This window comes from Pasteuria penetrans (assembly GCF_900538055.1).
GTDB lineage: Bacteria > Bacillota > Bacilli > Thermoactinomycetales > Thermoactinomycetaceae > Pasteuria > Pasteuria penetrans.
The window spans coordinates 521,438-544,493 of record NZ_UZAC03000001.1 but is presented as its reverse complement, the minus strand read 5'-3'; the positions used below and the strand labels follow the sequence as shown (position 1 = coordinate 544,493).

The window sequence follows — 23,056 nt, the reverse complement described above, 5'->3', positions numbered from 1 at the left end:
AAAACCAGAGAACGATACCCGGAACACACTACAATGTACTATTTAATAAAAAATTTGTAATAAAAATGTACGGAACCAATCAAAGTAAGAAGATAAAAATTTAGATAGAAAATACCCGAGCACAACAGTAACGATTACCACCAAGAATCTGGCCCTCAATCGCTGGCTTGGAATCAATACCCGTTCCCAACGTACCGAACGCAGAGCCATACCGCAGGCAACAATGCTCAACACAGTCAGGGGAAGATGAAACAACGCCTGGTACCCATTCCGATCATCAAAATAGATCAATGACTGGGACCAATCACTACAATCGAAAAAAAATTGCGTTAAACCAAATCCGAATACCATAGCCAGCACAATCAACAACACCCGATACCTTCTAACCTGCAAGGGAATCAACAAATGCCCCCAGTTTATCGAGTGAAGGGCAAACCAGCAAACCACTACACTCAGCAAAATCACTAACAAATGCACACCAGACTGAACCAACACCATAAGGCGCAATGCTGACTCCGGCGTAGTACCCAGCCCTGTCCATCCTGCATCCATCATTCTCATAGAAGCGTATGCATTCCCCCCGCCACCCGTTCAATTGATGCTCAGATCCCCAAAAAGACCCCTTCACGAATCCGAGCCACCCTCCCCACTATCTTACCACGCATATTGAGTTGGCGCCAATGCCCAGTTGGCAGGATTGTCTAAAAGGGGGCGAGTAATTTTTGTTACTATACGCACCTGTAGTGCTACCTGTGGAACATCATATAAAAATTATTAGAATATTTTTCAATATTTAAAAAAATATTATAAAAATGTTTATGCACACAATTAAGTATGCAAAAAATCTGTGTGGATATTGCCGGTATAAAGACGATTTTTATTTTTATTATGAAACTATATTATATATTGAACTATATAGTTATTGCTATTCTTCTCCCCCACCCTCTGGTCTTTTCGGGGATAACGGACAACCCTGGAAAATCACTAGTGGTTTGAAGACAATTCTAGGTGTACACACCCCCTGAACAGCCGCACGACTATTCATCCGTTTCCCCGCATCCGGTGGTTTTCACTCCCCTTTGATCCTATCTGTTCTGCTGTCGGATAGGACCCCTATCCGTATAGTACACAGGACCCCTTTCCCCCTCCACCAGAACATGGAATTGGATCCTCCTATCCCCCCCTCTAGCTTACCCTCTCTCTGGGATATTTCCCCTTTCCTCCTATCATACCAGCTATTCTATCGGCTATCCTAGTTGAAGTAGAGCCATACCCTATCAAGACAGGGTCGAATATGCAATCGACTGCAAACCCATAGTTACTACCAAACGCAAAGAATCGCATCCCACACCAACTCATAAGAATCCACCTAGTTCACACATAGGTAACAAGTCTCCACCACACCAATATCCGATCCCCATACACACGAAAAAACCCAGAGGTATATCTAATGATCCCCCCTAGGCCAGGTTTCGACCATGGTTCTTCGTGCCCTCTGGCTGCGGATCGCACTCCCGCAAATCCAGAACCACCCGCTTTTCGTTCGGCCGCGGTTTTTGGATCTGCAACCAGGTTCGAATGGAGTCATCCACGGAATCCTCGTCCGACATCATACGAATCACTTCCATCTCCCGATAGCGGCCCCGTAAGCGAACTAAAATCGCCAGTGTATCGTCCGTCGAACCCACATCAATACAAGTAATTCGTGACTTCCTACAGCGCAAACTATTCCAGAGGTGATAGGACCAAACCGTCCACTCCACACGCCGTTGACTGTTGCACGTTAAAAGTACCAAATGGGCTGTGCGACTGGGATAATATTTCCCTAGGGAGGCTATAACCTTCCGCATGAGATAGCGTAGCACGAAATAACAAACCACGCCAATCACAGGAACAAGCGACAGCAAAATCCACATTTTCATCATCCAGACCCCCCCATACATGAAATGATCACATCAATAACGAAACACCCCCTTATCCACAATCCACCTGTACCACCAACAAGAAGATACAAGGAGACCGTCTAAGAAACATTTCTCAAATCCCCGCCCATGCCAGGCTATGAAATAACACCCCACAACGTGCCAAAACAACCTCTTCACCGAACGGACCCCCCATAGGGTGGCAGAAAGAACCACGCCTACAAGAAGTCCCTCCCACTCATACAGGTTGTAGAATGCGTGCCGCCCTCTGCAATGAGGCCAAACGATCCGTCCTCTCCCAGGGTAAATCCATATCCATACGGCCAAAATGACCATAGGCTGCCAGGGATCTATAAATAGGCCTCCGCAGTCGCAACATGCCAATGATACCAGACGGAGATAAATCAAACTCCTTAGCCACTAAAGCCGCCAACTCGGTTCCCGACAACTGCCCTGTACCGAACGTCTCCACAAGTATGGAAACAGGCTGTGAGACTCCAATGGCATAAGCCAGCTGAACCTCGCAACAATCAGCCAAGCCAGCTGCTACGATATTTTTGGCCACATAACGAGCAGCGTACGCACCAGAGCGGTCTACCTTAGTAGGGTCCTTACCTGAAAAGGCCCCCCCACCATGTCGAGCAAAACCACCATACGTATCTACAATAACCTTCCGCCCCGTAAGCCCAGCGTCCCCCTTGGGGCCCCCAATCACAAACCGACCACTAGGGTTGATAAAATACCGCGTCTTTTCATCCAGCATAGATGATGGCAACACAGGCTGAATCACAAAACGTCGCAAATCCTCTTCCATCCGCCGCACATCTACCTGCTCCGCATGCTGCGCTGAACAAACAACCGTATCAATTCGTACAGGTAAACCATACTCATCATACTCCACCGTCACCTGAACCTTCCCGTCCGGACGCAAATAGGGGACCTTTTCTTCGATTCGTACCCTATGCAACTGCTGAGCAAGACGATTGGCCAAGGAAATCGGCAAGGGCATCTTCTCCGGTGTATCATTGCAAGCAAAGCCAAACATCATCCCTTGATCCCCTGCTCCCAAGGAATCCCCAAAACCCTGCAGGGAAGCAAAACAACGATTCTCCCAAGCTGTATCTACCCCTTGCGCAATATCGGGCGACTGTTCATCGATAGAAGTAAGGACGGAACAGGTAGACGCATCAAAACCATACTTGGCACGCACATAACCGATCTCGGCAATAGTAGAACGAACCACACTCGGTATATCGACATAGCAATGAGTAGAAATTTCGCCTGCTACCAACACCAAACCTGTAGTGACAAGGGTCTCACAGGCCACACGAGCATCGGGATCTTGTGACAAAATGGAATCTAGAATAGCATCTGAAATCTGATCGCACATCTTATCCGGATGACCCGCAGTAACGGATTCCGACGTAAAAAAGCGGTGTTGTGGAACAGACACAATAGTCTTCCCCCCAAAACATAATTGTACGGTCCCATAGATTCAGTACATCCTTCCCCAACTAGAAAAACGGACTGAGTTTTCCAATTCCCACTTCCTGCCCCCAAATTTTCAAAAGAGCAGCACTTCCCCAATTGTACCTATCTTCAAAGAGAAAGCAAAATTCGACCTATGATTCCTAAATCGCTAAATCCCAAAGGGGGTTAGAAAAGTTGAATCACCCTGTGGACCAACGCACCCTAGCCAAACCCGCCGAGCACACTCTCATCCTGCGCCGGTCACGTTTCGTGGGCTATGCACGACCCATCGAGGATATGTCTTCCTGGGATACCTTCCACATGGGGGTTAAGCAAACCCATAGAAGGGCCACCCACTGCACCTACGCCTATGTTCTCACCCCGCATCAAAAAAAATCATATGACGCAGGGGAACCCAAGGGATCGGCAGGAAAACCCATCCTAGAGGTCCTACAGTCCGCCCAACTACACCATGCAGCCGTCATTGTAGTTCGTTACTTTGGTGGTACCCGCCTGGGATTAGGGGGCCTTATACGCGCATACGCACAAACAGCCAAGGGGGTCATACAAGCTGCTGGTTATGGTACGAGACAATTGCACAGCTACTCGAAGTTCACCCTACCCCATCGTCACCTCGCTACCGCACAGCACCTTCTGCAAAATGTACAAGCTATAGATATAAAAGCAACATTTTCCGAACAGGTTACCCTCACCGCCTGGGTACCTGACACGAAAATGAGGTGCTTAACCCATCAGCTAAAAAACCGAACCCACGATCTTATGATCACAACCGGGGAAAAACGTTGGAAAGTCGTTGCTGAATGAACCCCATGGGACATTACGCCGAGAATCAATCCCCCACCCCCACCTAGTCCCTGTTCCCTCCCTCGCAAATAACAACCATTGCATCGGATCAGCCACATTTCCCGGTCCCCCCACTGAGAACCAATAGGGATCCCTTCTCTATAGAAATCCTACCCGGGTATTCCCGGGAAATATTCTACCTTCCTCTTCGATTTCCCCTTATTTTAGAACCTCCTTTCCGATTCCCGCCCTTTGTCTTAGGATCCTTATTTTCCTTCTTCCGATCCTCCCCTGTCCCGGGAATACCACCTATCCCCAGATCCTTACCCATCTTACCCTGATTTTGATTCCTTCCCGCTTCCGAACCCCCCACCGTTTCCTCTGCTGCTTCTACCCCATGAATCCCGTCTCCATGGGGAGGGGTAAAGGATAAGAGAGATTCCCGTTGGTTTTCTAAGTACTTCTTTCGCTCAAAATTAACCCTATCAATGGTGTTCACCGAGGCTATCATGCGCATCAGATCCTGGAATTGGTCCTCGCTTATGGGGGTTCTTTTCTGAATATTTACGTTTTTTTCCGGTGATTTTATGGATCTAGGTGATTCTGATTTCGATAATTTTTCCCTTGCCCCGAAATCATGAGCCAAAACATCTCCCCCTTTGAATAAAAGGGGAAAAACAGAAAAATGCAGAAGAAGTACCGCAGAACCCATTCCAATATTCAGTATATTTATATTTTTATTAATAATATAATTTAATAAAAATTTCATAAGGCAAAAACTCCTTCGCAAAATATACCACAACTATATCCGTTGACATAATTATAGTACAAAATGATGAGAAAGAAAAGCAATGATTATTACCTACTGCAATATGAAAAAAATTTACAAATTCATGCATATATTAAAAAAGAAAAATATTCATATTTATTATGAATAGAAAAAATATACCCCATCGGGGATCTCCACAAACTCTAATAGTTAGAGTAATGCTGGGTTATCGGAATTATGGTCCTCCGTTCATTGGACATAGGAAGGGGATAGGGACAACAGCATATCGCTGTGGATGTGAATTCCTGAGCAAATTTTTCAGAGGGTGTTCTCCCCATCCTTGAGACTTCCTTCTAGACACTACCGCGAAAATAATATAAAACTTATTTAGAATACTAACGAACGATCTGGGCTCAATGAATGAGCTAATCCCTTTGCCGTTCTCTAATCATGGCTCGTACCACCCCTATCCCTATATCTCACCGCGCACCTTCATTTGAGCGGCCAAAAATCGGTTCTTCATAGAAGAACAACCCCCCATTGGAGTGGACCCACTATCTTACCCTTCCCATTCTCTCCGGGTTGATATGTAGATGGGTCAGGGGCCTTGTATCCAGGGCACCGTTTGATCCTTCCATTCCCCCCCAGAACCCGCTTACCCTTTTTTTACTGGTATTTTCCTTTCTTCCTGTCCTATCGGCTGGGTGCATATCGATAGATGGTACGTTCCTTTGCTGTCCCCCTCATCCCATGGCAGTTGTCACCCGCCATCAAAATATAGGGGCTCGTCACCCCCTGGTACATGGTTGGATATAAAATCAACCCCGAAATCCCTATTGGAATGAAGGGTCCATTGGGGTGTTCCAATAGGTAGTTCGACTCAATTCCTTCCCCCATCACGGGCCCCGACAGGATTACCAACCTATCCTCTACACAACAGGGGTGCCCAACAACAGAGGAACACATATCTTCATTAAATAGAGATTATATATATTTTATACATAACTCCATTTTTGTTCATATTGTTTCTATATATACACTATGAAATTATATATAAAGAACGTTGTTTTATCCGATCCCATGGTTGGCCTACTATGAAAAATATTATCCGCAATATCAATAAACAAAGTTTTAAGTAGTAATACTCATAGATGTAAAATGGGAGGAGGTTATTCGCACCCCCCCCATGGCTCATCCTTGATGCACGCCCCCGGGCATCTAGAACAAAAAAGGGGCTTTGTAGAAAACCATATCCTTATAATGGGGGATTATTACATACAGGTCTGTGAGGGGGTTGGCTGAGATTCCAACCCTACTCGACAATGGATCTGCCCCCTCCAATCCACGCACGCCTATCCATGCTTATCATTCCCGTGTATTCCCCTCTCATTTTCTCATGTCTGGTCTATCCTAGGGGAAAAAATGAGGGAAAATTTATGAATATAAGATACATCCCCTGAAGATACAAAACAGGAGCAGTGTCATAATAAAATATTATTTTTTTATCAATTACTTTACCAAAGGATGAGACTAGATTCATAGATAGGGCATTCCACACAAGAAATTGCACAGTCCCGCCATGGTGGGATAAAAATAGAGGGATTGAACCGCTTCTGGATTTTAAGAATGTCAAGTAAAACTGGCATTCCAGCCAACCTCACTCGACATTCATACACCTAACCGCCCCATAGATTCCAAACCCTAAGTAGTAGAGGATAGAATAGTAGGGGGTAGAGGATAAGAACTAAAGTATTGCGAAACATATGAAACCACATAGATAACCATAGGTTGTACCGATGCGCTATCCAGCCCATGAGTAATGAATTCAGAAAAGTGATCAGTAATCCGAACCATGCTTTCTGAAGGTGGCCCACAACAAACACAATGCTAGTAACCCAAATTCCCAAACGTGGCTGCAAAGCCCCTCTATACAAAAGTTCCTCACCGATTGCAGTACAAACCCCTATCACAAAATAAAGAACGAGCGAATCCAGTACCGACACAGAATCATCCAACCCATGATGTTCGTCTCCAAATAAAAATACAAGCACTGATGAGTACAACAAGGAAGCAACGAGGAGACAGTTACAGAGAAAAAAACCCTTGCATGTTAGTTTTCTCCCGAGTCCTAAACGAGCCAATGTTTCTTTCTTATTACGGGTAATTCCTATCCCCACAGCGAGGATAGCAGGAACAGCACCACACAAAGTATACAATAAATCATCAATAATCGGTGCCCCATCAATAAAAATTCCATTTCTCGCATGGATCGGTACATCCGAACGGACCCCTACAAATACTTGCTGATAACCTATGAAGTAGGCAATTTCATAAAGTATCCAATAGACTGTAACACGATGAAGATACCGCTGGGGTTCCAAACCTAATTTTATCATGACATAGGACCGGAATGTTGGCCATAGGGAAACTAAAAATGGCAACAGACAGAAGGACAAAAAAGAAAAAAAAGCCAACTTCTCGAATACAGATGAATTATAAAAAGGTTCTATTAATGAATCCATGTGCATCAATAAGATAGCGGATAAAACAAATGATACTATGATAGTTCCTATATCAATAATTTTCCCGATATTCTTTATTAGTGTAAATTTTCTGCCTCCGTGAACTATAGACCGCTTATAGCTGCGATCGAAAAGCACAAGAAGGACAGCACCGACTGCCTTTAGCATAACTGGAAGGTATATAGTTAACAAAAATTTAAACCTCCTCCGAGCAATATTCCCTTGTGTGTAGATTCCTCTGGACAGGGTTTTCGAAAAAGATTTTCCTTCGGTCTTAAGGGCCCCCCGTATTCTGACCGGACCCGTACAATTATGAATTTAGTCACACCTTTGGGAGAAATCATTATTGAAGCGGTAAGCATCCATTCTCCCCTCATCGGCTACCCCGAGGCTAACGAATCCGCCCCCCTTGCAACTCATTCCCTCATGAAACAGGGACATTCAGCGATTCCATGTAGTTCGTAGACATCAAATAGGATAGCAATGTTGGATAATCGGTGCTGCTTGCAAATCCAATGAGATCTTTTTAGGACTAAGCCTTTCCCATACCCCTCGTACCACCCCATTTCCAAACCAATACTTCTTTGCACACCCGAACCACCGTTCCCATGCCTGTTCCCTATCTTTGGACCTAGGACGTAAAAGGCATCCTTAGCTATTTCCTTCTTCAGACTTTTAGAGGCAGAATTCATGATGGTACGAATAGCATGAACATAACATCGTTAGTAAACCGCATATTGTAGGGAAAACACCTGCATACAACAATAGGGGGAACACCTTGCCCATCTTACTAGTGACGACACGCACCCCGTTGACATTCAAGCCCCGTTCCTTTGGTTCCTACATGTGCTGATCATAGGATTCAACACCCTCTCGTCAGGCAAAGGGGTGAGACCTACAATATCCCGTTCCCTCTGAGGAGAGAAACCATCCACCCCACTCTCCCCAGGACCCCATAACTTGGTTCCTTCCTTGAGATCATCGAGGAAACATTAGGCACGTAAGGGTATCGAGTGGGGCTGGGCATTTCAGCCAACCCTCTCACAGAATCACACGTAATACTCTCGCATTATGCGGCTCTATGGTCCATGGGATCAAAGATTCAACCAAACTAGACGCCAATATGCAAACAACTTCCTGTACTTGGGACGGATGTAGGATATTCATCCGCTAGCTTTCCCCCAGCTTCTCTTGAGTCTTTTATACTTACGTATCGCCCATTCCTTCAATCTGTTGTCTACTAGGTATTGTAGGGCTCTTATAACTCCAGACGGCTAGAAAACGCCATAGTAATTGATCCACCCTATCAGTATTGGATTGAGTTGCCCGGCTATCTCCGTTCATTCCATTCGTGTTCATCGATGTATCTTCATTGCCCTCAGACGTTTCGCCATTTTATTCCTATCTTTCCGACTGATGACCGGATTGAAGCCTAGGAATACTGACCCTGCTCGGGTCCCTGCTCGGGTTGCAATCGTTCGGGGCTTGAATGTAGATCCTAAAAAGTCGAAAGACATTACCTCATGATTCCCCTCTCGATTATCATCCTTGCAGTACAATATCCTAGTCTTACCCGGATGTAACTCTAGATGACATTGTGTCATTCTTATCCTAAGTTCCTCAAGCAGGTATTCAGCCTGATCCTTATTCTTACAATGATATACAATGTCGTCCATGTACCTCTCGAATGGAATAGGAAGAATGATGAATTTCCATCTACCAGTCCTTTACACAATGCAAGTATAGATTGGCCAACAGTGGACTAATAACCCCACCTTACGATGTGCCCTTGGTCCCTGCTTGGCTCGTTCCATCCGACATTGGAACAGACGCCTTTAGCCGTCTTTCGCAGTAGACCGGTATCACTCTGTCCTTCGTCCTCCGTAAAGAGGTGAAGGGCTTGCGTGATCTTGTCATTCGAAATAGGACCAAAGTACCCTTTGATGTCGAGATCGATCCCCCAGACACGAATCCAACCATTCTTTCGACAGGACTGGAGAACCTGAATGGCCGATTTTCTCGGATGGCACCCCTAGGATGAGGCATGAAAGTGGGGTTCCAGATAGGGTTCTAGTCTATTCTTGATAACGGTCTGAGCCACTCGATCTGCTACGGAAGAAATTCCGAGTGGTCTTCCTGCTGCCATCAGACTTTGAGGTATCCCACTCGCTTGACTTCAGGGGGAAAGTAGGTACCCGCACACATTTGATTTCAAATAACGTACAGATTATTCCTTAGATTGCTTTCAAACTCTGCAATCGTCTGCCTATCGATCCCTGGCCCTCCGCCATTTCTTTGGACCTAGCGCCATGCCTGTAGTACTTCTGTATTGCTGTATATTGTGCCTAGCGGAGTTTTGATCTGATGTCGCCTGACCCATGTTTGAGTCTCCTTTTTGCCATTCTCATCCCTGTTTCGGGCATGACAATCCAGCTCCTTCACTCCATCTTCATTACAAAGACTTCGCTACTACTATGGGCTGATCCGACTTCGTGCACGGAACCTCTATTATCTTTAGCTTTTATTTTACGCTCGGCCATTGCCGTGCGACGACCTCTCAAGTTCCGTATAAACGCCTAGATTAGGTTCCTCCCGTCTACACACCCATGCGCATGCCGCCCGGATCGTAAGTAGGTTGTCCTCCGTAGCCTCTTCCCGACGCGGGAACACACACCTCGGTTTTGACATGGACTAGTTCCTTCAATGCGTCCTCGAACGGTTCACTCCCGTTGAACTCCTTAGTCCCCACTTGACGATAATTCTAGGCCCACCTTTTCCTGAATCGCTCACCACTGGGGCGTTTCCACACCAGCAGCGTTAGGTGGTTTGAAGCCTGCTCCCACCAGCCCCGGCTCCAAAGGGGGCCCATTACAAACCTTCACCACTCACACAGCTTTGCTTGACACACTGATCCCAAACCTCTGGACCCATCGATTAGTGATATCCATCCCCCTCGGATGATACATTCCCCGGACCATTACCTTTCCCGCTGTACGAAATTGTAAATGGGGAACCGCCCATCAGTGGATCTGGTTTCGTTTCCGCAATCATTGCCCGCAGACACCCTCCATTACGGGTTCATACCCCTGGAGGACAGGGGACGAACCCGTAATATTGGATTTCCCAGTTTCACCATCAGCTACCACCAGCTTAGAATGGACCCATTCTGTGCTCCCATTTGCTGTTACCATTGTCTTGTTGGGTGGGGGCCATCTCCCCGTTTGCCATTATCCCATTGGCTAGGACCACTTCTCAATCTACCAAGACATCATGACTATAGCAAAGGAAACATAGACTTTCTAGCGCTTTCCTAATGAGTTGGAAGGAGTCAATGGACGAATTATGTACCCCCATCGCCCCCGTCATCCATGATTTTTCTTTCCTAAGTATTGACTTTTCTTGATAATGTTGTATCATGAATGCAGATGCTTATGGTTTCCTTCCCCAATTTTATTGTTCTGTGTGGATCAATATTCTACCAAAGGTAAAAGACATGAATCGTTCATTTTTTTACATAACAATGATGGCTTTCATCCTCATTCGTTGTAGATAACATGATAATACCCTAATTTGTTTATCAAAAATAGATTTTATCCATGGTCATCAACAGGAAATTTTCTTGTCCGGACTGCCCCCAAAGAACTGCAGAACCCAACGAGAGTAGGACATAAAACCGGTGGTGGGTAAATCCCTGGGTACCCGCGTATAGATAGAATTGACTATAGCGGATAAGTTGGTGGCCGTGAAGAAGGAATGGGTTTTTTAAAGATGGCCCCACGGACACCTATCCCTTTCAGGATCTAGGGGATCAGAAAATTGGGTGGTAAGTGGTAAAATCATAGGTAACCCATTCTATGCGTCCTAAACTACCATTCAACCTCCACAAAGCCCCCTCGATTCAGAGGCCCCCACCTTGATATTGATATTTATGCATGCGGAACCTGCCGAATTAATCATTACTATAAAAAATGTCAATAAATTTCCATTTTCTTTTTGTTTATCCTTCTGTTATACTATTTCACTGTAGGGCATCTGAGTCGGAAAAAATACCGGTGATCCCTTATAGGTTTGGATGTTTTAGTTAAAAGTACGCAACGCGTCAGCAAACGGTAGCTGCTGGATTTTTTGGAAAAATAGCGACCCGTTCTCTGCTGGTATTTTAGAAGATCTGGGGTACCTATCCATTTTCCTGTATCCACCCACTATAATTGACTTGAGTAACTAACTTGGCCCCCGATCGTTTTTTAGGATTGATTTTTTAAAAAATGGACCCCCCGGACACCTATCCATTTTAGGATCCGGGGGGATTTAGAGGACTGGTCGGTAAAATCATAGGTAACCCATTACTATGCGCTCTAAACTACCATTTGACCTCCGCAAAACCCCTTCGATTCAGAGACCCCCATCTTGATGTTGATATTTATGCATGCGGAACCTGCCGAATTAGTCATTACCATGGGCACCATGAACAATTTCTGACCGCTTCTGCCGTGTTGTACGCAACTTCCGTTCTGTCGAGCCAATCAAATCCTTCCTTTATTCCCCTGCCAACTTTCGACCAATCTATCGCCATACTATGTAGGTTCTGACTCTGCCGATGCGCTGGGCACGAAGGAGAGAGCGGTTATGGATAGAGACAAACATGCAACAACCTTTAATAATTTTCCATAAACTCTAGACGTTTTCTTATCTTTAAAAATATTTTTATTTTAATATAAAACTTTTATACAATTACAATTGAGTTTCTGTCTATATGAAATAATCCAAAGGGGACCCAAATTCAAAATGCCTGGGCCAACTTTAGACGGCCCCACAAACAATGCTCTGGTGGGAAACTAAAAAGACACACGATCCAAATCTCCCTACTCATGCACTCTAAAATTCCCCTGTCATCCCCCCCCTTCTCACCTGCATATCATCCTACCTCGTATGGGAAAACCCTCCCAGAGAGGCAAGACTCGCACGATTGTAACGTAGATGAAATACTTAGTCAACAATACGAACGCATACGATTGTAAAGTCAATGGAATAACCACGCCCATAGTACAAAGGAATGAAGGGAGAACACCAGTTGCATTTGATGGTGGAACAAAATATAGAGAGAGTGGACCCGTTCCAAAAACTCATTCCTGGGATTGAATCTCCGGGTCCGATCATTCAGCTAAGATTCGTTCCTATAACAGGAACCTATTTTTTGATAGAACATCTACCATCGAGAAAAAGTGCCGGGTGGATCCCCTATAGGTTTAGATATCAGTTCCATGGGCACCATGAACAATCTCTGACAAGGACCCAAACCTTGATCGCAAGCTTCACCACCGTACCTATTCCCTTGACAATTTCTCCAAAATCTGCACCCGATTTCGACCCTGCCGATGCATCAGGTACGAAGGAAAAAACAGTTATGGATAGAAACAAATATGCGACAACCTTTAGCAGTTTGCCATACAATTTAGATGATTTCTCCATGGTTATTATACACCCCTAGACTTCTCTATTTCTATAAAATGTATTTGTTATTTTCTTTAATACTAAGATTTTTCTATTAATTTTAAACTTATGCCAAGTATAAAACAATCCTAAGGAAACACAAACTCGAAACACCTAGGGCAACCTTCAAACGACCCCACAAACAACACCTTTCACAAACCCTACTCAAAGTTGAAAACTAAAGAAGAACACACAATCCAAATCTCCCTACCCATTGCACTCTAAAACTTCCCTGTCCTCCCTCCCTCTTTAGCTGTGTATCCTCCTCCCATATGAAGAAACCCATCCAAAGGAGGAACGAAACCTGCGCGATTGTAACCTAGATGAAATACTTAGTCAACAATACAAACGGTTGCATCCCAAATTTGGTGTCAGGGCCCCGCAAGGGCCCTTTTTTGTCCTCCCCGCGTCGTCTAATGACCTGTCTCTGAATCTATTTTTTTATTAATTATTTAAATCTAATATGTAATAAAATCTAAATTGACCCTAATTACATTCTCCCCCATTATTTTTCCGAGTAATCGTCGTGCAGCTGTGGAAGGGGTTTGTTCTTCTATGAAGAATCGTTTTCAGGCAGCCAAAATGAAGGTGCGTGGTAAGACGAGGGTGGCACGGGCCATGATGGCAAAAGGATCTTCCCAGGCCGTTCGTTATCTTCAAAAGAAGATCAGGAAGATAAGGATAAGATCACCCATAACTACATAGAGTTTAATATATAATAATATTTAAATAAAAAATAAAATTCGACTTCATGTCGGTTTCTTTAGTGTGCGCAAAAGGGGCGAGATAGGAACCGGTTCCTATGATTCCACGGTGATTTCGGTGGTTCAACAAAAAATAACCGATCGCACGAAATTTTCAGGTGCAATCCCCTAGAAAGGGGTACCTTTCCACCCCAAAGAACTTACGCCGGAAATACCCAGACAGACTGTTTTTATATCCATTAACAATATAAACATTTCCTAAACACATCATTTAATCTACAAAAATATTTTAATAAGTTTGATACCTTTTTTCGCGGTAGCACCAGAGATAGACTCCCTAACCGACCCAAAGAATTGGAAACCTGTTGTCGAGGACCTATGTAACTTACGCATGCGTGTAGCTCGAACCCTCCATCGTCTGGAACATCTCCAGGATGAGGGGAATGGGGTCTATCATCGCGGATATAGCACACTGTTTGGGGAATTAGATCTAGAGATTCCTAGGACAAGATGGGAATTTTCAGCGTACTCGTTACCACGTTATCAGAGTGCAAAGAATACCCTCAAAGATTTCATTTATCATCTTTATCTTCCGGGCCTCTCCTTGCGAAATAGTAGTAAACTACTGGAGGAAGGATTCAACCTTCGGACGCCCCCGGAAACGCTTTCGCAGTGGCTGCAACCCTATTACAACGATGCTATACGATATTTCGAAAGGGATCTTAGCATGACAGTATATACAGCCATAGGCATAGATACCCTCTTTGTTCCCATTCGGGAGGAGGGTCGTTATGTTTCGAAGGCGATCGCAGTCAACACGGGTATCACGGCGGGATATAATAGGAATCACCCCCTCGCCTGATGAGAATATTGAATCCTACGATCAGCATATAGGGAAACTAAAGGAACGGGGCCTGAATGTCAACGATATATGTATCGTTACCACAGATGGGCATAGGGCTTTTCCCTTAGTTGTATGCAAGCATTTTCCTCGCCATACGGTTCACCAACGGTGTTACGTTCACGCGATTCGTAACATCATGAATGCAGCTCCTAAAAGTATGAAGAAGGGAATGGCTAAGGACGCTTCTTACGTCTTACGGTCTGGGGATACGGGACAGGCACTAGAACGGTGGTCCGAGTGTGCAGAGAAGTATCGGTTTGGAAATAAGGCAACATGCGAAGCATGGGAAAGGTTCAGTCCTAAAAAAATCTCCCTGAGCTTACAAGCGGCATCCATAACCCAAAACCCCATACTTCTGCCCTATATACTGTCCACGAACTACACGGAATCGCTGAATGCTTTGTTTCGTGAGAGAACGAATAGCAAAAAAGGTGGATTCGTTGGTCTTGAGGTAGCGATGAAGAAATTGATGCTTACCGCTTTCTATTGGGTGGGGAAACAAAAAGAAAACCCCAACCCATTGCCTGTCGAAGATCTCCTTGCTATCCCTGCTGATTATACGTCCGAAATTTCGAACGGGGAACCTCTCCCCGCCACAGCTTATGACTTTCATCCCCTCTTATGCACGGAACAAGGGAATGGTTGCATGGACGATGTCCATACCATTGATTTTTAGCTAGCACCTTTCAGGGAAAAACCGTCTAAGACGCCACGACGATTTTTCCCCAGGCAACTCCCCCCTACGGCGGGTTTTCCCACGGAACGGAGACCCCATATTCCTCCCCTCAAAAATCCCACTGCCTAGTTCCGTGGTAACCTCGATCCTTCCAGCATCAGACTGGGTATCCGCCCCATCTCAATATCCATTACACCCCTGAATCCCGCAATGGTAGAGTCCTGTCCAGCCCATTATTTTCTGAATTTACAATAAATTAATGATTAAAGGAACCTTTACAAATATAAGGTAATAATCCCCTGGGGATACAAAAACAGGAACAGTGTCATGATAAAATGTTATTATTTATGTTACCCAATTGCTTTACCAAAAGGTGAGACTAGATTCATAGATAGGACATTCCCCACAAGAAATTGCACGGTCCCAGGAATCCGAACAGGCCCCCGCAGATTCGGGAGCCCCAGCCCCACTAGGGACTTTTGACCCGACACCCCTAGCAAGCATATCATTCGTTTTCTAAATGCGTCACCCCATAAACACATTTGCCCATCCGATTCTTGTAAAAAAATTCGTGCTGGAAAGTTGTTATTCATCCACCCGCTATGAACAGCGGAGACCCCGGATAGGAAAACACTGCATAAACAATATTATTGAGAATATGGATACCTATCGACAACCATATCGAATACCGGCGTGCTACCCAACCCAATAGCAGCGAACCTAGAAAGACATCGAGAAGTCCATTCCATTCATACTGCGTATGACATAAAGTAAACAAGATACTCGTGATCCATATCCCTACACGCGGTTGGAGAGCACCGCGGAAAAAGAGTTCTTCCCCAATCCCTGGGCCAATCCCCAGGAGGAGAATGCCAACCCAAGTTAACGTGGGGAAAGGCCCGGACTCAGAATCAGAATCAGGCAGGAAATACCATGATACCGCCTGTAACAAAAAATACAAACCGATAACCACCCCAAAGCCTGCCCAGGTTGGTTTCTTGTTCAGTCCTAAGCGAGCCCACGTCTCTTGCCAACTACGGGTAACACCCCCACCCACAGCCAGTATGGCAGTAATCACATCTATGCACAGCTCAAGCAAACGGGAGAATTCCACATCTGACATTACATCCCTAGGGAGGGTCGGGAAAAAAAAACTATTGACAATTAGCGACTTTATAAAGACATAAAACATCCACCATACCGCGACGCGATGAATATACCTCTGTGGGTCCAAATGCAATTTAAGCATGACGTATTTTCGGAAAGCTGGCCACACCAGGAACAGGCCTGATAACAGATAAAGCAAGATCAGTCCATAAGCAAAAACCTGAACCCATATTGGAAAGTCCAAAAAGCCCAGATATGGATATTTTTTTTCAACAAATTTTGAAAATGTAACCATGCTAAATACTACTCCGATAACATAAGAAATCAGCTGCAGAACGCCAAACATCACTACGGTAGAATGAATATATCGCTGTGGGTTTAAGCCCAGTTTAAGCATGATGCGTTCCGGAAAGGCTGTCCAGACTAAGAGCAAACCTAATAACGGATAAAGGAAGACAAGTATATCATACATAAAACGATTCAATGGGAGAAACACGCCGGCTAATGCTCCACAAACATAAAGGATCATCAAAAAAACGCTGGTTATCTTATTGCCCCAGAAAATAAAATTACTATGATGGGGACTATTTCCTAACAATACCATATTTTGATAGTAAGCACGATCGAATCTTACAAAAAACAATATAGGTAAAATTAAAACAAAAGGTATTATCAATTCAAACATGGGTTCCTATATCTCCCTTGCTACCATACTCAGCAATATGTAATGAAGAAACTGCAAAATAGGCACTTTGATGAATGGCAGAACCAGGAGCGAGGAAGGATTCTCACCCTAATATGAAACTGGCTCATCTAGGTTGCTTATATCCTATAAGAGGGGATTTGATAAAGAGCAAGCGGCCCAAAAGGGAAACGACAAAATTCCACAAAAGGCCCACACCCCCTGGGACAATTGAACCTTATCATAAGCCGTATAACGGAGGGCTGTCACGTACGATTTGTAGGAGTAGGAGGGGCTCAACCCCAAAAGGGTCCCCGCTATGAACGGCGGAGACCCCAGAAGAGGGGCTAATGACCTAATTTTTTTGTTGTTTTCTTAATAACTATCAAACTAGGGGACCATGATCCTTAATTTTACAGTCATCGGATAGGTGCTCCCTAGCAAGCATCTTATTCGTTTTCTAATACGTCACCGCCCACCCGATTCCTATAAAAAAATCCATGCTAAAGAGTCGCCATTCATCTACCCGCTATGAACAGCGGAGACCCCCTCGCTACTTACTATTCCAATATACTACACCCAAACAATGTAAGGAACAGGCACAGAAAAGATTGTAATACAGGGTCATATGTATTGGCAACTTAAGGAAAGGATGGATCGAATTAACTATTATGTTCATTAAACATTTATTTACTTTCTATAATTATATTTTGCTTGTCTAATTACCATATTTTCATTTTTAATAATAAATTAATCATTTTAAATAATTTTTTCTATATGATCCAGATAGGCTCTAATACCATAGCCAACGGAGATCATCGAGCCAGCAAAACTGGGACGACAATAAAGGAAAGAGGCACTAAAAGCACCCGGGGCCATCACCAGTAAGGAAAGAAACAGCAAAAGTATGGAAGCCACACACGGACAAAGGGAGATAGAAAGAATGGAACGGCAAGAAAGAGTACATATAACCACACAGGAGACCGACCAGCAAAATCGGGACGGCAAGGTATACCAAAAAGGCAACAGAAGACAGCAGAACCCTGAACAACAAGGAAATGGGAGAAAGCAGCAGCCAAAGAGGGAACAGTGGGTGTCGGGTCAAAAGTCCCTAGTGAAGCCCCCGAATCAGCGGGGGCCTATCCGGATTTCCAATCAAGATATGGTGCTGGTGTGTGAATTAAAAATCAGTTGATTTGGTTTTTCCTGATATTAATTGTATTTAAAAATAATATGTATTGATTGCTAATAATTAATGAGTTGAATGGAGGGCACTCAGGGAAGCGAACCTTTTTAGGATGAATCGCAATCTGGAACCATCCCTTCCGAAACATCCCCAAGGTAGCCGGAAGAACAATATTCATGATGAATCCCCACGGCCGTCCTAATAGGCCATTTCCTGATTAGGGGCTTCCCACCCCAAACCCTCCCCCGCGAATTCTCTCTGAAAGGGATCCCCACTCCGCGATTGAAGGGATGATCCTGCTCTAGAGACCCGCCGCCTCCATAGATTCCGGATTCAATGGGCTACACCTACCGTTGCCGCCCATCAGACAAGGGAATATTTTCTCTTGGTATGGCCTGTACAAAGTCCGACATGGGCATCCGTAGTCATCAAAGGTTGTATGCAAACCGCGTGAACGAAGGTTTTGGAGAACCCTGCACCAGGTTGAAACGCATTCTGGCTGGATCGATTCCGTAGTACAAAAGATCCTGAATGCGAACCAGTTTCCGAATCCCATGACGATGGATACGGCTATGAGTGTCCCAAAACCACGAACCTACAACCCCCCTGAAGGGGGCTGTACCATAGGTAGGAAACGTTGATTCCATGCACTCGGATATGAAATATCATAATAGCGCCCCAACACGACAGGAAGGGGATCGTAAGGGAACCGCAACCTGTCTGTATTGTTCCTTTCCTGTAACCGTTTCTGCGAATCATCCCTACCGGAAGAAACCGTCGGGACTCCCTCTGAAGCTTCTCTGCCGCTGCCGATAGCGCGGTCCCGCGCATGATCCACGAACCACTACAAAGCCTTGGAAATAGAACCATATTGGAATCTTGAAAAGGTTTCCTCACTCAATGCAAAATATCATCCTTGAACGAAATATCTATTTTTATATAAATTTAAATAGTATTGTAAAAAGCACGTATCCTTCTTACGTTTCTAGGGAACAGAGCCGGAATTTCGATCACCCACAATGTTGTTCCTTTCCTATAAATTTTAAATTTAATAGGAAATATTATACTATTGGTATGGAAAAATAAGGGGCTTGGGAAGAAGTCCAGGGGAAAGTCCACCCTGCCCCAACAAAGAACAAGAATTCAGACAAAAATCATCTTCCCCCAGCAAGGGATTTCAACCGAGAGTAAGCCAAGACAGGGCCAACAAAGGGGTTCTACGTAGAAGGAAAATAGGGAAGAATAAATCTATATGATAATCGGGTCCAATCCGGATTTTATTATATATTATAGGTAAATAATTAAGAAAAAATAGATACGGAGACGGATGGATTCCCCATAGAGGAAGCAAGGGGAACAAAAAAGGGGCCCCGACACCAAGCCATGCCGTGATGAAACTCCTAACAATCGCAAACGAATGGACACCACCATTCACCTTACCTATCAATTTTTACAAAAAAATAAAAAAGACCCCCACCTATCCTACAAGGGGGTCACTATCCTCATACCATATTCGGGAGGAAATCACAATACCCATGAAAGGATAGGGGGACAATCCTATCTAGATTCATTGGAAACCAAAGACCCCGAACGAACCCAATTCTCCGCATCGATAAACCTACTAACACCCCCTGGGAAAAAACCCAACAGTAACGTCCCTGCAACACTAACCGTTATAACAAAAGAGAGGTTCCAAGGTACATTCATCCGCTTGAAATCAACAGAACAACGACGGAAGAAAATTTGCCGGAGGATACGAAAGTAGGCAAGATAGGAAAAAAGTGTAACCAACAAGAACAACATCGCACGGTAACTATCGTGTTCCATTACATTGAGCAACAAATAGAATTTCGCAAAGAATCCCGCTGTCAGGAGAGGAACACCCGCGGCAGAGAGCAGCAAACCCGTCATCGATAGGGCGATGACGGGAGAGCGATGAATAAGACCAGCAAAGGCCCCCACATCTTCAGAACCGCTCTCGGACGTCACCGTTTCTATGATCGCTAAACCACCAAAAACCACCAAGGCATATGCTACCACATAAACCAGCAAACTCACGCCTCCTGGCAAAACCAGGGGGGAAACCGATTCAAAAATGGGTTGATTATTAGAAAAAGGAAGAAGAAAGTAACCCCCCTGCGCAAGACTAGCAAAGGCAAACGCACCCTTGACCCTTTTCTGAAATAATGAGGCGACATTCCCCACCAGAATCGTAAGCAGGGCCAGACCGAAAATCAACCAGGGGACCATCCGATATCCCAACAACGAAAGGAGATAAAGAACAGGCTGATAAACCAAAGTAGCCAAACGGAACAAAACGGCCAAAAGAGTAACCTTAACACCCACCAGCAACCAAACCAGCATGGGGCTACCTGAACCACGATACACATCAGGGGCCCAGAGGTGGAAGGGAACTAGGGCCAATTTCAATGCCAAGCCAATGAAAATCAGAAAGAAAGAAAACAGAATCCAAGCCATGGAACCCTTAGCACCGCTTTGCAACATTACCAAAATGTAAGTATAAAAGGAACTGAAACCCGTTTCCCCTGCAGGACCTACCATAAAGGAAACACCGTACAAGAAAACAGCCGTAGCCACACCACCTGTGATCAAGTACTTCCACGCGGCCTCCATGGTGAACCTATTTCCCTTCTGCAAACCCACCAGAATGTAGGTTGACAAACCAAATAACTCTAGACTGACAAACAGAGAAATGAAATCCGTAGCCCCGATAGCCAAACAACCACCCACCACCGCACAGAGGAGCGTGGCCACCCATTCACCTTCCCACGCAAGGGTCTCATGCAAAGAGAACAACAGGGAAACGATCGCAATCACCAGTAGAGCGGCCGTAAAAACCATAGTAGGGGTGTCCCAACGATACGAACGAGCCAATATCGACTCAATCGGAGCTCCACTCCGTGCTAGGACAAGACCCAGGGAGAACAACAACGAACTCAGTCCAACCCAACGAAACGCAGTACCCCGGCCGGAGGAACGCTTATCCATCAACGTGAGCAGTAAAACAAGCGTTACCCCCGCCACCACTACGAGCAAGGGCGACAATACATGGAGCCATGAAATATCCCACCAAGACCCCTTCACGTACAAACCACCCCCCCTTAGCTAAAGGAAATCCCCCTTCACATTGGAATGAAAACCATCCCCGGGGGTTGAATCTCCATATCAACGATCCGTTGGAGAAAAAAATGTTTCGACAACGGGACGAAACCAATGAAGAAGCAGATCCGGCCAGAGACCCAGCAGCAGGATCAAACCACCCAGAATCATCAACCAGACCCTCTCATTTCCGGCTAGGTCCGAACCATAGGTTCGGTTTACTACAGGAGGACGACCAAACGTGGGACGCACCGCCAGTCGCAAAGCATAGGCCGCCGCCAACACAAACCCCACTAGGACCCATGGAAAAACCGTGGGATACGTTTGTATCACACCCGAAAACACCAACACCTCACCCACGAAACCTGCTAAACCCGGCAAACCTAGCAAGGCAAGAGCAAGAAAGCGCATACCCACCGCAAAACGTGGCAACGCTGCACCTAGACCATCCCACTCCCGTAGGTACGTGGTTTCCAACCGCCCTTCAAGGTACAAAATCAGCAGAAAAGCGAAAGCTGCCGTCAGGCCATGCCCCACCAACTGATACAAAGAACCCTCTACACCCATGCTGTTGAGGGAACCAATACCCATCAACACGATCCCCATGTGGCTCAAACTAGCATAAGCCATGATCTTCCTAGCCCCCTGCGAGGACCAAGAAAAACCCTTCCGTGCCGACAACGCAACCGGCGTACCATACAACATCCTTACCTTCCGTGCCGACAACGCAACGAACGCACCGTACAATAGGTTGACCAATCCTGCGATGACAAGCCAATGGGAATAACGATCTAACATCGTAGGAAAGGCATTGTAAATGAAACGATAAAAACCGTAGGCACCCAACTTGAGTAAAACCCCAGAGTGAATCAACACCACGGGTAGGGGGGCCTCCATGTGGGTGCGCACCATCCATGTATGAAAAGGAACGACGGGTAACTTTACAGCCAAACCAATCAGAACCAACCAAAAAAACGTTTCCAACAACCCCTCGTATCCCGCTCGCAAATGCTCGGGTAACTCGGGTACACCCCTGAGGGCCGCAACCTGGCGTAACTTGTCAGAAATGACTTCCATGTCCAGGCTCTCAAAATAAACCAGAAACATGAACAGGGCCATGAGGAAAAACAGGGAACCAACCCCACCCATAATCAAATACGTGAAGGCGGCCCTCTCGCGGTACAGATAGCCAAACTTCCCGATCAGAAAAAACATGCAGAGCAGTGTACCCTCCAGGAAGAGGAAGAAAAGCAACGCGTCCTTCGCCACTAGGGCACCCAGCGTACAAGACTGCAGAACCAATAACAGGCCATAATAACCCCTCGTAACCCCGCGTACGGAACGAGAAACCATAGCCGCAATAGGAAAGAGAACAACAGCCAACAATAACAGCGGCAGGCTAATACCATCTACGCCCACATGATAGGTGATGGGAAGGGATGAAATTCCTAATTGCAACGAATCCCAAAAGAACTGCTTTTCAAAATAAAAACCCGCACCAGCGGAAAATAAGACCATCGCCATGGCTGCGACCACAGAGAACGGCAACAACATCCAACAGGAAGTCACCCTATGCAGGACAGCCTGCCACCGCTTCGGACAACAGAACACGAACAGAGCACCTAATAGGGGTATACACCAAGCCAACGTAGGGAGATTCCAGGCCGCAACATCGACGAGAGAACGATCCATACGTCCTC

20 protein-coding genes and 1 pseudogene are annotated in these 23,056 nt (G+C 45.4%); 4 read left to right on the top strand and 17 right to left on the bottom strand.

Features of this window, described 5'->3' with window-relative positions; genetic code table 11:
* Positions 1-42: 42 nt before the first annotated feature.
* From PPRES148_RS02155 to metK, 4 genes are all read right to left on the bottom strand, one after another.
* Entirely contained in the window at positions 43-561 is a 519-nt protein-coding gene (locus tag PPRES148_RS02155; RefSeq protein ID WP_149453026.1) for a DUF1146 family protein, read from the bottom strand.
* Between the two features lie 899 nt (positions 562-1,460).
* On the bottom strand, positions 1,461-1,925 hold the full coding sequence (locus PPRES148_RS02150; protein WP_149453025.1) for a hypothetical protein: 465 nt from the start codon (positions 1,923-1,925) through the stop codon (positions 1,461-1,463).
* 30 nt (positions 1,926-1,955) lie between these two features.
* Positions 1,956-2,138 (bottom strand): hypothetical protein, encoded by a 183-nt coding sequence (locus tag PPRES148_RS02145; RefSeq protein WP_149453024.1) that lies wholly within the window; start codon positions 2,136-2,138, stop codon positions 1,956-1,958.
* Between the two features lie 22 nt (positions 2,139-2,160).
* The gene (gene metK, locus PPRES148_RS02140; RefSeq protein ID WP_149453023.1) at positions 2,161-3,375 is read right to left on the bottom strand and encodes a methionine adenosyltransferase; all 1,215 of its coding nucleotides are present in this window, start codon (positions 3,373-3,375) and stop codon (positions 2,161-2,163) included.
* Positions 3,376-3,587: 212 nt separating this feature from the next.
* On the opposite strand from metK, the gene PPRES148_RS02135 reads away from it, so the two are divergent.
* Positions 3,588-4,217 carry an IMPACT family protein gene (locus PPRES148_RS02135; RefSeq protein ID WP_149453022.1) on the top strand — a complete coding sequence of 210 codons (630 nt, stop codon included), beginning with the start codon at positions 3,588-3,590 and terminating at the stop codon, positions 4,215-4,217.
* A gap of 175 nt (positions 4,218-4,392) precedes the next feature.
* Here PPRES148_RS02135 and PPRES148_RS02130 read toward each other — a convergent pair whose 3' ends face one another.
* From PPRES148_RS02130 to PPRES148_RS02100, 9 genes are all read right to left on the bottom strand, one after another.
* Positions 4,393-4,842 (bottom strand): hypothetical protein, encoded by a 450-nt coding sequence (locus tag PPRES148_RS02130; protein WP_149453021.1) that lies wholly within the window; start codon positions 4,840-4,842, stop codon positions 4,393-4,395.
* An 816-nt stretch (positions 4,843-5,658) separates the two neighbouring features.
* Complete coding sequence (locus tag PPRES148_RS02125; protein ID WP_149453020.1) at positions 5,659-5,886, bottom strand: hypothetical protein; 228 nt, start codon at positions 5,884-5,886, stop codon at positions 5,659-5,661.
* Positions 5,887-6,641: 755 nt separating this feature from the next.
* Complete coding sequence (locus PPRES148_RS02120; protein ID WP_149453019.1) at positions 6,642-7,679, bottom strand: CPBP family intramembrane glutamic endopeptidase; 1,038 nt, start codon at positions 7,677-7,679, stop codon at positions 6,642-6,644.
* A 1,082-nt stretch (positions 7,680-8,761) separates the two neighbouring features.
* Entirely contained in the window at positions 8,762-8,821 is a 60-nt protein-coding gene (locus PPRES148_RS13240; RefSeq protein WP_149454191.1) for a group II intron maturase-specific domain-containing protein, read from the bottom strand.
* Between the two features lie 21 nt (positions 8,822-8,842).
* Entirely contained in the window at positions 8,843-9,163 is a 321-nt protein-coding gene (locus tag PPRES148_RS02110; RefSeq protein WP_149453018.1) for an RNA-dependent RNA polymerase family protein, read from the bottom strand.
* Positions 9,164-9,263: 100 nt separating this feature from the next.
* Positions 9,264-9,455: a hypothetical protein gene (locus PPRES148_RS02105; RefSeq protein WP_149453017.1), complete on the bottom strand. Its 192-nt coding sequence runs from the start codon at positions 9,453-9,455 to the stop codon at positions 9,264-9,266.
* Positions 9,456-9,925: 470 nt separating this feature from the next.
* Positions 9,926-10,048, bottom strand: coding sequence for a hypothetical protein (locus PPRES148_RS12745; protein WP_281289890.1), 123 nt, complete (start codon positions 10,046-10,048; stop codon positions 9,926-9,928).
* A 35-nt stretch (positions 10,049-10,083) separates the two neighbouring features.
* Entirely contained in the window at positions 10,084-10,236 is a 153-nt protein-coding gene (locus tag PPRES148_RS10535) for a hypothetical protein (RefSeq protein WP_187820395.1), read from the bottom strand.
* Between the two features lie 2,504 nt (positions 10,237-12,740).
* Positions 12,741-12,956, bottom strand: coding sequence for a hypothetical protein (locus PPRES148_RS02100; protein WP_149453016.1), 216 nt, complete (start codon positions 12,954-12,956; stop codon positions 12,741-12,743).
* 576 nt (positions 12,957-13,532) lie between these two features.
* On the opposite strand from PPRES148_RS02100, the gene PPRES148_RS10530 reads away from it, so the two are divergent.
* A complete protein-coding gene (locus PPRES148_RS10530; RefSeq protein WP_187820394.1) occupies positions 13,533-13,682 on the top strand; it encodes a hypothetical protein in 150 nt (49 codons plus the stop codon).
* 390 nt (positions 13,683-14,072) lie between these two features.
* Positions 14,073-15,261, top strand: a pseudogene (locus PPRES148_RS02090) (IS256 family transposase).
* Between the two features lie 589 nt (positions 15,262-15,850).
* Here PPRES148_RS02090 and PPRES148_RS02085 read toward each other — a convergent pair.
* Positions 15,851-17,053, bottom strand: coding sequence for a CPBP family intramembrane glutamic endopeptidase (locus PPRES148_RS02085; protein WP_149453013.1), 1,203 nt, complete (start codon positions 17,051-17,053; stop codon positions 15,851-15,853).
* Between the two features lie 940 nt (positions 17,054-17,993).
* On the opposite strand from PPRES148_RS02085, the gene PPRES148_RS02080 reads away from it, so the two are divergent.
* Positions 17,994-18,245, top strand: coding sequence for a hypothetical protein (locus PPRES148_RS02080; protein ID WP_149453012.1), 252 nt, complete (start codon positions 17,994-17,996; stop codon positions 18,243-18,245).
* A gap of 586 nt (positions 18,246-18,831) precedes the next feature.
* Here PPRES148_RS02080 and PPRES148_RS02075 read toward each other — a convergent pair.
* From PPRES148_RS02075 to PPRES148_RS02065, 3 genes are all read right to left on the bottom strand, one after another.
* Positions 18,832-19,074, bottom strand: a complete 243-nt coding sequence (locus tag PPRES148_RS02075) for a hypothetical protein (protein WP_149453011.1) — start codon at positions 19,072-19,074, stop codon at positions 18,832-18,834.
* A gap of 719 nt (positions 19,075-19,793) precedes the next feature.
* Positions 19,794-21,341: an NADH-quinone oxidoreductase subunit N gene (locus tag PPRES148_RS02070; RefSeq protein ID WP_149453010.1), complete on the bottom strand. Its 1,548-nt coding sequence runs from the start codon at positions 21,339-21,341 to the stop codon at positions 19,794-19,796.
* Positions 21,342-21,422: 81 nt separating this feature from the next.
* On the bottom strand, positions 21,423-23,048 hold the full coding sequence (locus PPRES148_RS02065) for a complex I subunit 4 family protein (protein ID WP_149453009.1): 1,626 nt from the start codon (positions 23,046-23,048) through the stop codon (positions 21,423-21,425).
* Between the last annotated feature and the right edge of the window lie 8 nt (positions 23,049-23,056).

What these genes read in the sequence shown, in the direction of transcription:
- PPRES148_RS02155 (WP_149453026.1), bottom strand. Translation starts at nt 561, where the DNA reads ATGAGAATGATGGATGCAGGATGGACAGGGCTGGGTACTACGCCGGAG.
- PPRES148_RS02150 (WP_149453025.1), bottom strand. Translation starts at nt 1,925, where the DNA reads ATGATGAAAATGTGGATTTTGCTGTCGCTTGTTCCTGTGATTGGCGTG.
- PPRES148_RS02110 (WP_149453018.1), bottom strand. Translation starts at nt 9,163, where the DNA reads ATGGACGACATTGTATATCATTGTAAGAATAAGGATCAGGCTGAATAC.
- PPRES148_RS02100 (WP_149453016.1), bottom strand. Translation starts at nt 12,956, where the DNA reads ATGGAGAAATCATCTAAATTGTATGGCAAACTGCTAAAGGTTGTCGCA.
- PPRES148_RS10530 (WP_187820394.1), top strand. Translation starts at nt 13,533, where the DNA reads ATGAAGAATCGTTTTCAGGCAGCCAAAATGAAGGTGCGTGGTAAGACG.
- PPRES148_RS02085 (WP_149453013.1), bottom strand. Translation starts at nt 17,053, where the DNA reads ATGTTTGAATTGATAATACCTTTTGTTTTAATTTTACCTATATTGTTT.
- PPRES148_RS02080 (WP_149453012.1), top strand. Translation starts at nt 17,994, where the DNA reads ATGGAACGGCAAGAAAGAGTACATATAACCACACAGGAGACCGACCAG.
- PPRES148_RS02065 (WP_149453009.1), bottom strand. Translation starts at nt 23,048, where the DNA reads ATGGATCGTTCTCTCGTCGATGTTGCGGCCTGGAATCTCCCTACGTTG.